Here is a 14,146-nt window from a genome sequence, read left to right on the forward strand (position 1 = left end):
TCATTCCAATATATCTTCTTCAAGCTTTTCCTCTTTTCGGATCCTGATGAATTTTACAATATTCAATACAATCGTTTTAACAACGGAGTAAGTCGGAACGGCCAAAATCATGCCGATGATACCGGCAATGTTTCCGGCAACGAGCAAAAGTATGATGATGGTAAGCGGATGTGTGTTCAATTTCTTCCCGATGACTAAAGGTGAAATCACATTACCATCCAATTGCTGGATGATCGTTACAACGAGAATGACCAATAGCGCCTCTGTCGGTGAATGAATCAACGCCACTATGACCGCAGGAGCCGCCCCGATAAACGGACCTACATATGGAATGATATTGGTTACTGCACCAATCAGCGCAAATAAGAACGCGTATGGCAAACCAATGATCAAATATCCGATGAACGTTCCGATCCCGACAAACATGCAAACAAGCATCTGCCCTTGTATGTATGTAGTAAGTGTGTCCCCAGTCTCTGAAAGTACTGTCAAAGCTGGCTTTCTATAGCTAACCGGTACGAATTTCATGATGGCGGCCGGAAGCTTATCCCCATCCTTCAACATATAAAACAGGATGAAAGGAACCGTTACGACCACTAAAGTAATATTCGTCACTACGCTGAAGACGGAAGATAAACTGTTCGTTATATTACTAGGTAAATCAGTCAAATATTTCTGAAGCGAGTCTCCCACTTCTTTCAGGGAAACATAGTCTTGTTCCATCGTCCACAAAAACCATTTTGAATCAGCTGAATCTTCAATGAACTTCCTTACTTGATTGAAATATTCCGGGAGGTTATTGATTAAATCCGTAACCTGTTTGGACAGTGACGGGCCAACCAGACCGACCAACAAACTAATCAATCCCAGGAACAATACATAAAGCAATAATATCGACAATCCCCTAGGCACTTTTCTTTTAACCAGGAAATCAACAGTGGGATTGAACAAAAAGTAGAGAAAACCTGAAATCAGGATTGGAAAGAACAATGTAGATGTAAAAATGACTATTGGTTCAAAAAGAAAAGAAATCTTTGTACCAACATAAAAAAGTAAAGACAATAGTAATAACTCTAACGTCCAAAAATGTAATTTTGTCTTGAACAAATTATCTCCTCCACTATAAGCATTCTATTTAACTCCCAATTTCTAAGGAAACAACATCATAAATACGAAAAATTCTATGTATGATAATCTTTCATTGTTAGCAGTTTACCATATTTCTATAACTTGAATGAATAATTATATACAAAAATAAAAGAAAAAAGCCTAAAGATACAGTTACCTATCTTTTTGATGGCTAAGCTTCATTTTACACTTTAATTCCGTTATATGTTGGAAGAAAATGGATTAATTGGCAACATCACATAAATTACTTAGGGGAAATAATCTATTTACCTTTCAATATTCCATTGGTGTGACGAAAGATTCATCGGTTTTCACCCAATACGGGACACGGACCCAAATAAAAAAACCCCGCTGTATTGGCGGGGTTTTGACTTTATTTTTGATCTTGAAGTACGGCTTCAAGCATCGTACCGTTTTTAGCTAGGTTTGTATGCCATGAAAATGCCTTTTCAAGAATGTGTGGAGTTTGATGCCCACCCGTTTGCGCAACAGCTTCAGTGAAGTATGCACGAAGCTGCGGACGGTAGTCAGGATGCGCACAGTTTTCTATGATTAATTCTACGCGCTCTTTTGGTGCCAAACCACGTAAATCAGCAATCCCTTGCTCTGTCACCAATACATCCACATCATGTTCAGTATGATCCACATGAGAAACGAAAGGAACGATACTAGAAATTTTGCCGCCTTTTGCATATGATTTCGTTACGAAAATGCCTAGGCGTGAGTTACGGGCAAAATCTCCTGAACCACCGATACCATTCATCATTCTTGTCCCAGAAACATGTGTCGAATTCACGTTACCATAGATATCACACTCTAACGCTGTATTGATTGAAATCAAGCCAAGGCGACGGATGATTTCAGGATGGTTAGATATTTCTTGTGGACGAAGAACTAGTTTATCACGGTATTTTTCAAGCTCACCGTAAACTTGTTTACCTTTTTCTTCAGCTAATGTAATCGAACAACCTGAAGCGAATTTAACTTTTCCAGCATCGATTAAATCAAATACCGCATCTTGCAGCACTTCTGAATAAACTTCCAAATCTTTAAATTCAGAATCAAGGAAGCCAGCGAATACTGCATTTGCCACTGAACCTACACCCGACTGAAGCGGAGCAAGGCTTTCAGTTAATCGGCCAGCCTTGATTTCTTCACGAAGGAAGTTAATAAGGTGGTTGGCGATTGTTGCAGTTTCTTCATCCGGCGGCACGATTGTAGAAGGTGCATCAAGATCTGTAGAAACGACGATTCCCATTACTTTTTCAGGATCAACAGCAATACCGATCGATCCAAGGCGATCACTTACGTTAGTCATAGGAATCGGTTCGCGTTCCCCTTGTTTAGCTGGTGTATATATATCATGCATCCCTTCCAATCCTTCTGGATGGGACACGTTCAATTCAATGATTACATGTTTAGCTTCTTGAACGAATATGGCTGAGTTACCTACAGAAGTTGTCGGGATGATCAATCCATCTTCCGTAATCGCCAAAGCTTCGATGATTGCAAAATCTATAGGTCCGACAATGCCTTGACGAACTTGTTCAGCTGTATGAGATAAATGCTGATCCACATAAGTGACTTCATCAGCATTGATTTTATTGCGAATGCCTTTATCCGCTTGGAACGGCAAACGTTTGTTTATGATACCGGCTTCCGCCATATGTTGGTCGACTTCCGGTCCTAATGAAGCACCAGTATAAACGTCAACTTTGAATTTTTCAGTTTTAGCTCTTTCAACTAAAGCCATCGGAATAACCTTAGCATCACCAGCACGGGTAAATCCACTCATACCGAGTTTCATCCCATCTTTAATCCATGAAGCTGCTTCTTCCGCTGTAACTACTTTCCCCTTAAATTGTTCGTTGCGAATTTTTCTGAAAACGCTTTCGTTCATACAAAAGACCCCCATTTTCGCTTTTCTTACACTTAATTTTACCAATCCGGTGTAATTGTCACATTCATTTTCGAATGAAAAGCCTTAAATAGAGCATAAACCAGCATTTTTTTCACACAAGGGAGAATCAAAATCCTAAAGCCCTTCTGAATTGACTTGCATATGTTTGACTGACTTGGATTTTGGAATGGTCTTTCATTATCAGTAAAAATGTAGAATGAAAATCGGGAAGGATCTCTTGTATATAATTGATGTTGACGATGTACGAACGATGCACACGAATGAATAAATCACTAGGTAAAATGAATTCCAATTCACTTAAGTTCATTTTATGAAATCCACTCACACGTTCGGACTGAATTTTAGTTTTCCTATTTTGAGCTTCCAAATACATGATTTCATCGTATGGAAGCGGTATCCAGCGATCATCTGTTTTAATGGTCAAGAATGATGTCGGTAAAATTAATGGCTTTGACGGCAAGATGGCCGTTACCGCTCCTAAAGGATTGCCCTCGTCCATGATAGGAACACTCAGCCCATAGTAAGGTACGCCAAATACATTGCTTTCAACTTGCACCCCTATTTTTTTACGGACACTCAGCGCTTTATATGTCGCCGTGTTTTCACTGATTAAATCACCCGGTTTTATTCTTAAGTCAACTTGTTTGCTCGGTTGATAATAAATGTATTTTTCGGAATCAGCCACAGAAATTGAAGCATCCTTCGGTACAAACTCCCTGATGATATTTAAAACGGATTCGACCGTAAATTGATCCATTTCCTTTCACCTCTTAAAAGAACATATTAATAATTTCCCTATTATTAAACAGGGCATTCATGAATTAACTCATAGTTTTTTGGAAAACTTACATTTTTTTGAATTTACTTTTCGTAAAATCAAAGAAAAATTGAAGTAACTAAGCGAAAATCGTCAAAAAAAGCAAAAAAATCGTATTTAAATTTATATCCTTATTCATTATAGTTGGAAATCTCCCCGATTTCTATGGGGGATTCTAGAAAAAAGTTTCCTTATATACTAAATATACTAACATTTATATGCCACTGCCGGGAATGGGCATTAAGCGCATAAAAGAGCCGCTCTCCCCATATGGGATTACGGCTGAAAGGTTATTTTTTTAAGCGGGGATTTGGAAACGGGGATTTTATTCGAAGGGATAAAATCTCTTCTAAATTTTTCAGTGGCAATTCCAATAAAAAGGGTCGGTCATCAGGTTGATATACATCCTCTGAAATGAGCATATTAACGATCTTCTGTTTTTTCACATTAACAATTCGGACCAGTCTCCCCATTTTCAGCTCCCTTTCTTTACTATACTATCCGGGCCATCACAGCATCAGATATCATTCTTTAACGCATCATGACCTTCTTTTCCCGTACGGATATTTACAACATTCGCCAATTCATAAATGAATATTTTACCGTCACCTGGTTTACCGGTACTCAAGAATTTCCTTGCTACATCCACAACATCCTGAACTGGCACTTCACACACGACGATTTCGATTTTCATTCGGTCATGCAATGACATTTCACGATTTCTGCCTCTATATGTTTCCACATAACTTTTCTGAAGACCCGTTCCTTTTACTTCCGATACTGTCATTCCGCTTACCCCAATTTTTGCAAGTTCCGCTTTGAATTGTTCAAACTTGATAGGACGTGTAATGATTTCTATTTTCGTTAAAACCTCGGACATATGATCAACCCCCTTTTAAATTGATTCGTGATAAGCTTTTTCTCCATGAAGTGTAAGGTCAAGCCCCATTGACTCATCTTCTTCACTGACACGCAACGGCACGAAAAGGTTAATGACTTTAGCAACGATATAAGTGACCACGCCAACGAAGATATATGTCGCAACGATCGCTACGAGCTGTTTCCACAACAAGTTGAAATCGCCATAGAATAAACCATTTGCACCGTTTTCGTTTACGGAAGTGGTCGCGAACAAACCTGTAGCGATGCCCCCCCATGTCCCACCGATCCCATGTAATCCGAAAGCATCAAGTGCATCGTCGTAACCCAATTTATTCTTGAGGAAGAATACGCCCCAGAAACAAACGGCACCGCCCACGACCCCTATGATGATTGAAGAGGCAGGAGTTACGAATCCGCAAGCAGGTGTAATGGCTACCAAGCCAGAAATAGCTCCGGATACCGCACCCAGCAATGTTGCCTTTTTATTAGCCATATACTCAACGATCAGCCAGCCTATGATACCAGCTGCTGCTGCAACAGCTGTATTAACGAATACATTCATCGCCACTTCATTGATTGTCAGTGCGCTTCCGACGTTGAAGCCGTACCAACCGAACCAAATTAATGATCCGCCAAGGAATGTTAACGGAAGATTATGTGGTGCACTGTCCCCCGACTCTTTCCTTTTACCTAACATGATCGCTAAAACCAGACCTGCAACCCCTGAAGAAATATGAACAACGTTACCACCTGCAAAGTCAAGTGTACCCAGTTCCGCTAACCAGCCGCCTCCCCATACCCAGTGTGCAACCGGAGCATATACGAATAAAGACCAAAGGATCGTAAAAATCAGGAATGCTGAAAACTTCATCCGCTCGGCAATGCCACCAGCAATGATCGAGACCGTTAAAACGGCAAAAGTCATTTGGAATAACATGAACAAGCTATGAGGAATCGTTTCGCTATATGGTCCAGGTGCAAAACCTACATCCTTTAACCCAACCCAGTCCAGACCGCCTAGAAGTGTATTACCAGGTGAAAATGATAATGAATACCCAATCAGCACCCAAAGAATCGAAATGACAGCCAGTGGCATGTAACTATGCATTGCCGTATTCAGGACATTTTTACTTTTTACCATCCCTCCATAAAATAGGGCAATCCCTGGTGTCATTATCCAAACCATCATCGTCGCCAAAAACATGAATACCGAATCTGCCATTAGCATACTATTTTTTCCCCCTTATTTTTTATATGTTATGTTTATTAACACTATTATGTTATATTTTTTATCATATACTTAATTCTCTAATAATTCAACTTAATTTTTATTTTTCATTTAAAAAATGTTAGATTAAATAACATTACTATGAATAAAGGATTAGAAAATCTGATTTTGTTGGTTTAATTATTACTTTTCCACATTTTTACGACTCCATGGTGTTACATTTCCCCCGCTACTTATGTCCCACTCCAAAAAATCCCACTAAAAAAAGGGCCCACCTATTGAGGACCCTTCATAAAAATATTCAGTTAACAGCAACGAGACACTTTCCCACCCTTTGCATTATATCGTTCATCCTGGGCTTCGCAGAAAAATTCTTTCCTGGTTTTCACAGGATCTTCCGGATGGTGCACTCTCATATGTGCCACATAGGTATCATAACTTGGCACGCCGACAAGCAAACTGACGAATTGCTTTCTGTAGCTTAGAATTTTAATTAATTTTTTCAACATGTCCTTCCCTCCCTTATGACGACCTTGATACATAAGGTGATTCATGTAAATCTATTTTCTGGTTCTTCAAGACCTTTATCCATAACCTAATGGCAGAAATCAGGACCGTGATCACCACGATCATGAAGATGGCACAAAGGGCAGCATCCACATGATCATTGACGATAACCCGCTTCATCTCAGCTAGATTAGCAGCCGGAGCAAGGATTTCCCCACTTTCATAGGCCGCTTTAAACTTATCCTTGTGTGCTAAAAAGCCAATTGCCGGGTTTTCGTGGAACAGCTTTTGCCACCCTGCCGTCATGGTCACTATCAACAAGAATGTAGTAGGCACAAGAGTGACCCATGTGTACGCTTTTTTGCCCATTTTGAAAAGGACCGTCGTCCCAAGCAGCAACGCAATGGCGGAAAGCATCTGATTCGCAATTCCAAACAACGGCCAAAGGGTATTGATTCCTCCAAGAGGATCAATGACCCCTTGATAAAGGAAGTACCCCCAACCGATTACACAAATGGCAGTCGCAATAATATTGGGTAGCCATTTATTCGTTTCGGCAAATGGTTTGTAAAAGGTGCCGATGATATCCTGTATCATAAAACGCCCTACCCTGGTTCCAGCATCAATGGTGGTCAATATGAACAATGCCTCGAACAGGATCGCGAAATGATACCAGAACGCCATTAGAGACGCCCCTCCAATCACTTTCGAGAAGATATGGGCCATGCCGATAGCAAAGGTTGGAGCTCCTCCAGTACGGGATATAATGGTCTCTTCCCCAACATCGTCTGCAAGGCCGGTAATCATCTCAGGTGTCAAAATGAAACCCCAATCGGATATCGTAGCAGCCACTTGAGCAGGTTCCGTTCCCACTACGGCCCCAGGGCTGTTAATAGCAAAATAGATCCCTGGCGTCAATACACAGGCTGCTATCATCGCCATGATGGCTACAAATGATTCCGTCAACATCGCCCCGTATCCGATTGGACGTGAATGGGATTCGCGTTCGATCATTTTAGGAGTTGTACCTGATGAAACGAGTGCATGGAATCCCGATACCGCTCCACAAGCGATCGTAATGAATAGGAACGGGAATAAATTCCCGGAAAATACGGGTCCTGTTCCATCGATGAATTGAGTGACGGCAGGCATTTCAAGGCTCGGCATCACAATAAAGATACCAAGTGCAAGTCCGATGATCGTACCGATTTTCAAGAATGTGCTTAAGTAATCACGCGGTGCCAATAACATCCATACAGGCAAAACGGAGGCAACGAATCCATATACAATCAACATGATGGCGATCGTTTCCCCATTGAAAGTGAACATCGGCGCCAATGTTGCGCTCTCGGATACAAAGCGGCCGAAATATAACGCGAGCATCAATAGTATGATGCCGATAATCGATCCTTCACCAACCCGTCCCGGCCTTATATAGCGCATGTAAATGCCCATAAGCACAGCGATCGGTATGGTCGAGGCAATCGTGAACATCCCCCACGGACTTCCCACCAGCGCTTTTACGACAACCAGGGCAAGTACCGCTAATAAAATGATCATGATACCCAGGATACCGATCATCGCTATCAAGCCTGTAATAGGGCCAATTTCCTCCTTGATCATCTCTCCCAATGATTTGCCGTTACGGCGCATCGAACCGAAGAGAATGATGAAATCCTGTACGGCACCAGCTAATACAACTCCGACAACAAGCCATAGTGTCCCTGGCAAATATCCCATCTGCGCTGCAAGGATGGGACCTACGAGCGGGCCAGCTCCGGCAATTGCTGCAAAATGGTGGCCAAACAACACCCATTTGTTTGTAGGTACGTAGTCCTTACCATCATTATTCGCTTCCGATGGGGTCTGGCGATTGTCATCTAGTTCAAACACTTTCCGTGCAATGAATTTACTATAAAAGCGGTATGCAATTGAATAAACACAGAGTGCTGCAGTGACAATCCACATGGCATTGATGCTTTCCCCTCGGTTTAGCGCGACGAAACCAAAACTCACCGCACCCAATGCAGAAATGATCCCCCAAAGAATGACCGACTTAAGCGCTTTCATTTTTTCCATCTCCTCTCTATTGAACTAGTGTGCACTTATAAAAAACCTTCATTTATAAGGGGCCAGGGCTATATTCCTCCCTAACCCATTAAATTTAAAGAATTTTATATATATTCTGAATTATATGTTACCATAAGGTTTTTTAGCAATAGTTAATTGGTCAATTTGTAAAGAATTTTCCATTATTTTGTCGATAATTCCCTCTTTTCCCACCGATATTAATTTAGGAATTCACGCTATATAAAAACCGTAACGGGTAAAAAATCCAGCACAAAAATGGCTACGATAAGGAAGTCCATAATATCAGCGGATTCATCTAAGGTCCTTGTTTTATGGAACCAACGCAAAAAATGTGCGCCTGACGGCACACATTCTTTCTTCATCCAATCTGGTTTCCCCTTAATGAACTGCGATATAGGTCGTAATAAAAACTCCTTTGCCGCAACAATTCATCATGGGATCCCTTTTCAATGATCCTTCCTTCATCAAGTACAAGGATTTGATCACTTTGCTGAATTGTATTCAATCGATGGGCAATGACAAAACTCGTCCTCCCCTCCATCAAACGGTGTAATGCTTCCTGGATTTTAAGCTCGGTAATCGTATCTATGCTACTTGTCGCTTCATCCAAAATCAATAGAACGGGATCAGCTAAAATAGCCCTGGCAATCGATAATAACTGGCGCTGCCCCTGACTTATTCCACTGCCATCCTGATTCAAGATGGTATCATATCGATCTGGCAGTTTCATGATAAAGGAATGGGCATTGGCAAGCTTGGCTGCATCCACCACTTCTTCATCTACCGCCTCCAGTCGGCCGTAGCGGATGTTTTCACGAATCGTACCTTGAAACAAAAAGGAATCCTGTAAAACGAAGCCCATATGCTTGCGGAGGCTGGACCTCGTCACCTGTTGGATATCCTGGCCATCAATCATTATCCGGCCGCTGTTCGGCTCGTAAAAACGGGCAAGAAGATTAATGATCGTAGTCTTACCGGCCCCTGTGGGACCTACAAGCGCGATGGTCTCCCCTTTTTCTGCATGGAAACTAACATCATTTATCGTTTGCTCATCATCATTATATGAAAAGGAAACACCCTCATAGTCCACCTCACCACGGACATCACGAAGTTCCGAGGCCTGTTTCTCATCCACTTCTTCTTCTTGTTCATCAAGTATGGCGAAAACCCGCTCCGCACCGGCAACAGCTGATAGTAGTGTATTGAATTGGTTAGCAAGGTCATTGAGCGGACGGGTGAATTGCCTTGAATACTCGGTGAAAATGACAATGACCCCGATGGAAACCGTTCCTATCCCACTCAGCGCCAAAAAACCGCCGACAGCTGCTATCACCGTGAAACTTAAGTTGTTCAGTAAATTCATCAGTTTTGGAATCAGCCCAGAGTATGATTGTGATAGAAATCCGGCTTTCTTTAAGTTTTCACTCCGGATGATAAAATCCCTTATCACTTTATCTTCCTGTGAAAATGCCTTTACGATCCGTTGTCCGGAAATCGTTTCTTCTATAAACCCATTCAGTTCTCCAAGGTTCTTCTGCTGTGCTTTAAACAGCTTTCCCGTCCGGTTCGTTATCCACCTCAGACCGAAGAACATAAGAGGAACGATTAATAAGGTTAAAACAGTTAATAAGGGGCTCAAATACAGCATGACTCCGATCGTCCCGACCAGTGTCAGCACACTTGAAAAAATCTGGATGACGGAACTATTCAAAGTGGAACTGACATTTTCTATATCATTCGTGACCCTACTCATCAATTCCCCATGCTGACGCTGGTCAAAAAAGGGAATGGACAACTGGTGAAGTTTTTTGAACAATTGATTGCGCATTGCATAAACCGTATCCTGCGCGATTCCGATCATCCAATAATTCTGAAGCCACATGGATAGGGAATAGAATACATAGACTCCGAGAAGTCCGAAAAGAAGGCTGATCAGCCCCCCGCTATCTCTTGTGACAATATAATCATCAATGGCAATCCCAACAAGAAAGGGGCCAAGCAATCCCAAAACCGAGCTTATCAGTACCATGAAAAGGACACAAAATAGCAGGCTTTTATTCGTTGCTAAGTAGGGAATGATCCTTTTTATCGTATTCCAGGAGTTAACCGGTTTAGACTTTGCTTTATCGGGAGATATTCTTCGACTCAAGAGAAATCCCCTCCTCCCCAAACTGTGAGTGAGCGATTTTTCGATAAAGATCACTTGTTTGAATCAAATCCTGGTGTTTCCCCAGCGCAAGCACTTGACCACTTTCCAGCAACAAGATTTTGTCCGCCTCCATGGCCGTACTGATTTTTTGTGTAATGATGAGCGTTGTGCATGTATAGTCCTTTAAAGCGGCAAGCAATTTACTTTCCGTTTTCAAATCCAGAGCACTCGTGCTATCATCCAGAAGGAGAATCTTTGGTCTGCGCACCAATGCCCTTGCGATCGATAAGCGCTGTTTTTGCCCTCCGGACAGATTCACTCCTTTTTGCCCTAACTGGGTTTCATATTGTTTCGGGAGTTTCATTACGGTCTCATGCACCTGGGCATGCATGGCCGCTGCCATGATTTCCTCCATCGAGGCACCTTCTTTTCCCCAAGCGACATTATTTTTTATGGTTCCTGAAAAAAGCAGGGCCTCTTGCGGTACATAGCCGATCCTTTTCCGCAGCGAATCCAAGGGAATATCTTTCAGATCCTGGTCATCAATTTGGATGGATCCGCTTTCAACTTCGTATAATCTCGGAATCAACTGAAACAGCGATGTTTTCCCTGATCCTGTTCCTCCTATGATGGCCAGCGATTCTCCCGGATCGATGGAGAAGGTCAAGTTTTTCAAAATCGGGGTATCGGTTCCAGGATAGCGGAAAGATACATCCAGAAACTTAATGCCTCCCCTATTGACGTCCCCACTCTTGCTTTCCACCTTACCTTCATCAATATCTATCGGGGTTTCAAATATTTCCGTCACACGTTCCGCTGAAGCCTTCGCACGGGAAATGACCATGATCAGCCATGAAAAAACGGAAAGGGATGCCGCAATCCTCGTGGCGTAGTTGACAATTGCCACAACTTCCCCTACCTGTATATCACCCGTTGTTATAAATTCGCTTCCAAGCCACAGAATGATCAGAATCGCCACATTCATGACAAGCATCAACACAGGCATCGTCGTTTCAATTAAACGAAGGGAAGTCACAGTCTTTCTTTTCAACTCTTCATTCACATCGTCAAATCGGACTATTTCATGCTCCTTACGAAGAAAAGCTTTGATCAAGCGCATGCCTATCAGGTTTTCCCTCATGACGCCATTGACATTATCGAGTTTTTTCTGCACGAGCTTAAACAGCTTAGCTGCTCGTTTCATGACCCATCTAAGGAAGAAAACAAGAACCGGAATTGAAATGACCAAAACAAGTGATAGTTTCAAATCGACCGCAATAGCCATTATCGCTCCGCCGATTACGATCAATGGCGCCCTTGCCATGATACGCAGGCCCATAAAAACCGTATTTTGAAGTTGAGTCACATCATTCGTCATCCTTGTTATCAAAGAGGAGGTCGGGATATTATTCAAATTTGCAAAAGAAAACGCCTGTATTTTACCAAAAAGGCTTTTCCTGACATCATGTCCAAAGCTTTGACTTACATGTGATGCCGTAAAGGAATTAACGATCCCGCCAAGAAATGAAAAAACGGAAAGCCCAACCATGACACTTCCCCATTTAATCACCACCGATAAATCCTTCTGCAAAATGCCATCATCAATTATTTTTGCTATAAATAGAGGTTGCAATAGCTCTACCCCGAGCTCGACAATCATTAAGGATAAAGCAAGAATGATCAAAAGCCAGTACGGCTTAAGAAATGAAGACAATTTTTTCATCTATTACACCTTCGATTCCTCATATGTAGATAGCATCTTTTCATCCTCTCATTATACATTTTTATACAGATTTTTTAAAAGATTTTAACTGTTTTAAAGGATTGGTAAACATCTTGAATTTTTTTTATAAATACCCTTGACAAATAACAGGAAATAAGCGAAAATTCTAAATGATAATGATTTTCAATTTCATTATTGATCTCTGAAATTTGATAAGCAATTACGATAATCTCTTATCGTACCCTTTTGATATTGTACATAGATACAATGTCGCCCCGGCTTCTCTGTGCCTAGTAAAAATTATATGCTCATTAGCGAATGCAAGTCACTAGAATATTGCCCCCTCTTTATTCAAGTAATTTATTCTCGTTGGAAGCATATTAGGCAGCCGGGGATTATTTTTTTTCAACTATTAAACTTACATATATGATTAAAGGAGCAGGATGATCATGAAACTAGTAGATATCATAAAAGAACGGCGCAGCATCAAACGATTTAAGGACATTCCTGTTCCTATTGATACGATCCAATCTTTATTGGAAACTTCGACATGGGCACCGAACCATAAAATGACCCAGCCATGGCGCTTCGTCGTGGTGCATGGTGATAGCCGTTTAAAACTCGCAGAAGCAACACGTGCTTTCATGGCAAGCAAAGAGAAGGACCCTGAAAAGAAAAAAGCTGCCGGACAGCGAGGATATAATAAACTTATGGGTGTACCGATGTTTGTCGCAGTGATCATGGAAGAGAATCCGAATCCTATGACACGTGAAGAAGATTATGCGGCTACAAGTGCCTTGATCCAGAATTTCAGCCTGCTTGCCTGGGAACAAGGAATCGGGATGATATGGGAAACATACGGCATGATACACAGCATGGAATTTCGTGAAGCTTTAGGCGTGAAACCCGGTGAGAAGATTGTCGGCAGCCTTCACGTTGGCTATCCCGATATGATCCCTGCCCCACGGCCAAGGAACGAAATCAATCAACTCCTGACAATTATGGACTAACATAAAAGGAAAGCCTCCAATCTTCCATTTGGAGGCTTTCCTTTTATAGTTATGGGCAAACAATGATTAGCGGACAAATGTTGTATTTCACTTATCATAATCCCTTAAAAATGATTATATAATAGCCGGCACCTTAATTTTCAATTTGAATTCTTCACTTTTATAGGTAAAATCCAAATACCCTTGATGTTTTTTTCACGATGTCTGCGATTATTTTCGTACCCATCCCTTCATCCGACCCCAAATTCGTGGTTTGAGCGTGTTTTTCAAACAGTGCATCCTGAATGGGATTAGGTATGGCAGACAGCTGTTATTCCATGATAATAGATACATACCGCTCCTTTTATTAAAATCGATCGTGATTTGGGCTATCTCCCCTCTTTCCTCCTGCCATGATGCCACTCTTTAAAGAATTGATATATATGGTGTGAACGATATTCAGAATATCTTCCTTACAGCCAGCTCCTTCATTGTCTCGATCATCCTCTTCTTTGCTGTCTCAAGGATATTATTCTTAAAGGACAAATGGGTACTGAACTAAACATGACGCGCTGAACCCTCGGCGCGTCTTTTATTCACTCGAACTTAATTGTTTTCCATCATTCGTTTTTCACAATCATGGAATCCACATTATTACCGGCTTGGAACATTCATAACCAAAAAAACCTCCCTTTTCAAGGAGGTTCCTAA

Annotated in this window: 11 protein-coding genes; 1 reads left to right on the forward strand and 10 read right to left on the reverse strand. The window is 41.5% G+C overall.

What is annotated here, in order from left to right:
* The 10 genes from QFZ73_RS08345 to QFZ73_RS08390 all read right to left on the reverse strand — a co-directional run bounded on the left by QFZ73_RS08345 (position 1) and on the right by QFZ73_RS08390 (position 12,446).
* Positions 1-1,107 (reverse strand): AI-2E family transporter, encoded by a 1,107-nt coding sequence (locus QFZ73_RS08345; RefSeq protein WP_251431411.1) that lies wholly within the window; start codon positions 1,105-1,107, stop codon positions 1-3.
* Positions 1,108-1,501: 394 nt separating this feature from the next.
* On the reverse strand, positions 1,502-3,028 hold the full coding sequence (gene scpC, locus QFZ73_RS08350; RefSeq protein ID WP_307265191.1) for a succinyl-CoA:acetate CoA-transferase ScpC: 1,527 nt from the start codon (positions 3,026-3,028) through the stop codon (positions 1,502-1,504).
* A 127-nt stretch (positions 3,029-3,155) separates the two neighbouring features.
* Positions 3,156-3,806: a LytTR family DNA-binding domain-containing protein gene (locus QFZ73_RS08355; protein ID WP_307265195.1), complete on the reverse strand. Its 651-nt coding sequence runs from the start codon at positions 3,804-3,806 to the stop codon at positions 3,156-3,158.
* Between the two features lie 577 nt (positions 3,807-4,383).
* Entirely contained in the window at positions 4,384-4,746 is a 363-nt protein-coding gene (locus QFZ73_RS08360) for a P-II family nitrogen regulator (RefSeq protein ID WP_063235326.1), read from the reverse strand.
* 15 nt (positions 4,747-4,761) lie between these two features.
* Entirely contained in the window at positions 4,762-5,976 is a 1,215-nt protein-coding gene (locus tag QFZ73_RS08365) for an ammonium transporter (protein WP_251431398.1), read from the reverse strand.
* A gap of 305 nt (positions 5,977-6,281) precedes the next feature.
* On the reverse strand, positions 6,282-6,485 hold the full coding sequence (locus tag QFZ73_RS08370; RefSeq protein ID WP_251431395.1) for a YbdD/YjiX family protein: 204 nt from the start codon (positions 6,483-6,485) through the stop codon (positions 6,282-6,284).
* Positions 6,486-6,498: 13 nt separating this feature from the next.
* Complete coding sequence (locus QFZ73_RS08375; protein WP_307265206.1) at positions 6,499-8,553, reverse strand: carbon starvation CstA family protein; 2,055 nt, start codon at positions 8,551-8,553, stop codon at positions 6,499-6,501.
* A 236-nt stretch (positions 8,554-8,789) separates the two neighbouring features.
* Positions 8,790-8,936, reverse strand: a complete 147-nt coding sequence (locus tag QFZ73_RS08380; protein ID WP_307265210.1) for a hypothetical protein — start codon at positions 8,934-8,936, stop codon at positions 8,790-8,792.
* Positions 8,933-10,723, reverse strand: coding sequence for an ABC transporter ATP-binding protein (locus QFZ73_RS08385; protein ID WP_307265213.1), 1,791 nt, complete (start codon positions 10,721-10,723; stop codon positions 8,933-8,935). The genes QFZ73_RS08380 and QFZ73_RS08385 overlap by 4 nt, the downstream gene beginning before the upstream one ends.
* Positions 10,698-12,446, reverse strand: a complete 1,749-nt coding sequence (locus tag QFZ73_RS08390; protein WP_307265215.1) for an ABC transporter ATP-binding protein — start codon at positions 12,444-12,446, stop codon at positions 10,698-10,700. Before QFZ73_RS08390 ends, QFZ73_RS08385 begins: the two co-directional genes overlap by 26 nt.
* A gap of 449 nt (positions 12,447-12,895) precedes the next feature.
* On the opposite strand from QFZ73_RS08390, the gene QFZ73_RS08395 reads away from it, so the two are divergent.
* Positions 12,896-13,456: a nitroreductase family protein gene (locus QFZ73_RS08395; protein ID WP_307265217.1), complete on the forward strand. Its 561-nt coding sequence runs from the start codon at positions 12,896-12,898 to the stop codon at positions 13,454-13,456.
* The last annotated feature ends 690 nt before the right edge of the window (positions 13,457-14,146 follow it).

The sequence above is a fragment of the Peribacillus sp. V2I11 genome, from assembly GCF_030817135.1.
GTDB lineage: Bacteria > Bacillota > Bacilli > Bacillales > DSM-1321 > Peribacillus > Peribacillus simplex.

What these genes read in the sequence shown, in the direction of transcription:
- QFZ73_RS08370 (WP_251431395.1), bottom strand. Translation starts at nt 6,485, where the DNA reads ATGTTGAAAAAATTAATTAAAATTCTAAGCTACAGAAAGCAATTCGTC.
- QFZ73_RS08390 (WP_307265215.1), bottom strand. Translation starts at nt 12,446, where the DNA reads ATGAAAAAATTGTCTTCATTTCTTAAGCCGTACTGGCTTTTGATCATT.
- QFZ73_RS08375 (WP_307265206.1), bottom strand. Translation starts at nt 8,553, where the DNA reads ATGAAAGCGCTTAAGTCGGTCATTCTTTGGGGGATCATTTCTGCATTG.
- scpC (WP_307265191.1), bottom strand. Translation starts at nt 3,028, where the DNA reads ATGAACGAAAGCGTTTTCAGAAAAATTCGCAACGAACAATTTAAGGGG.
- QFZ73_RS08360 (WP_063235326.1), bottom strand. Translation starts at nt 4,746, where the DNA reads ATGTCCGAGGTTTTAACGAAAATAGAAATCATTACACGTCCTATCAAG.
- QFZ73_RS08380 (WP_307265210.1), bottom strand. Translation starts at nt 8,936, where the DNA reads ATGAAGAAAGAATGTGTGCCGTCAGGCGCACATTTTTTGCGTTGGTTC.
- QFZ73_RS08365 (WP_251431398.1), bottom strand. Translation starts at nt 5,976, where the DNA reads ATGCTAATGGCAGATTCGGTATTCATGTTTTTGGCGACGATGATGGTT.
- QFZ73_RS08355 (WP_307265195.1), bottom strand. Translation starts at nt 3,806, where the DNA reads ATGGATCAATTTACGGTCGAATCCGTTTTAAATATCATCAGGGAGTTT.
- QFZ73_RS08395 (WP_307265217.1), top strand. Translation starts at nt 12,896, where the DNA reads ATGAAACTAGTAGATATCATAAAAGAACGGCGCAGCATCAAACGATTT.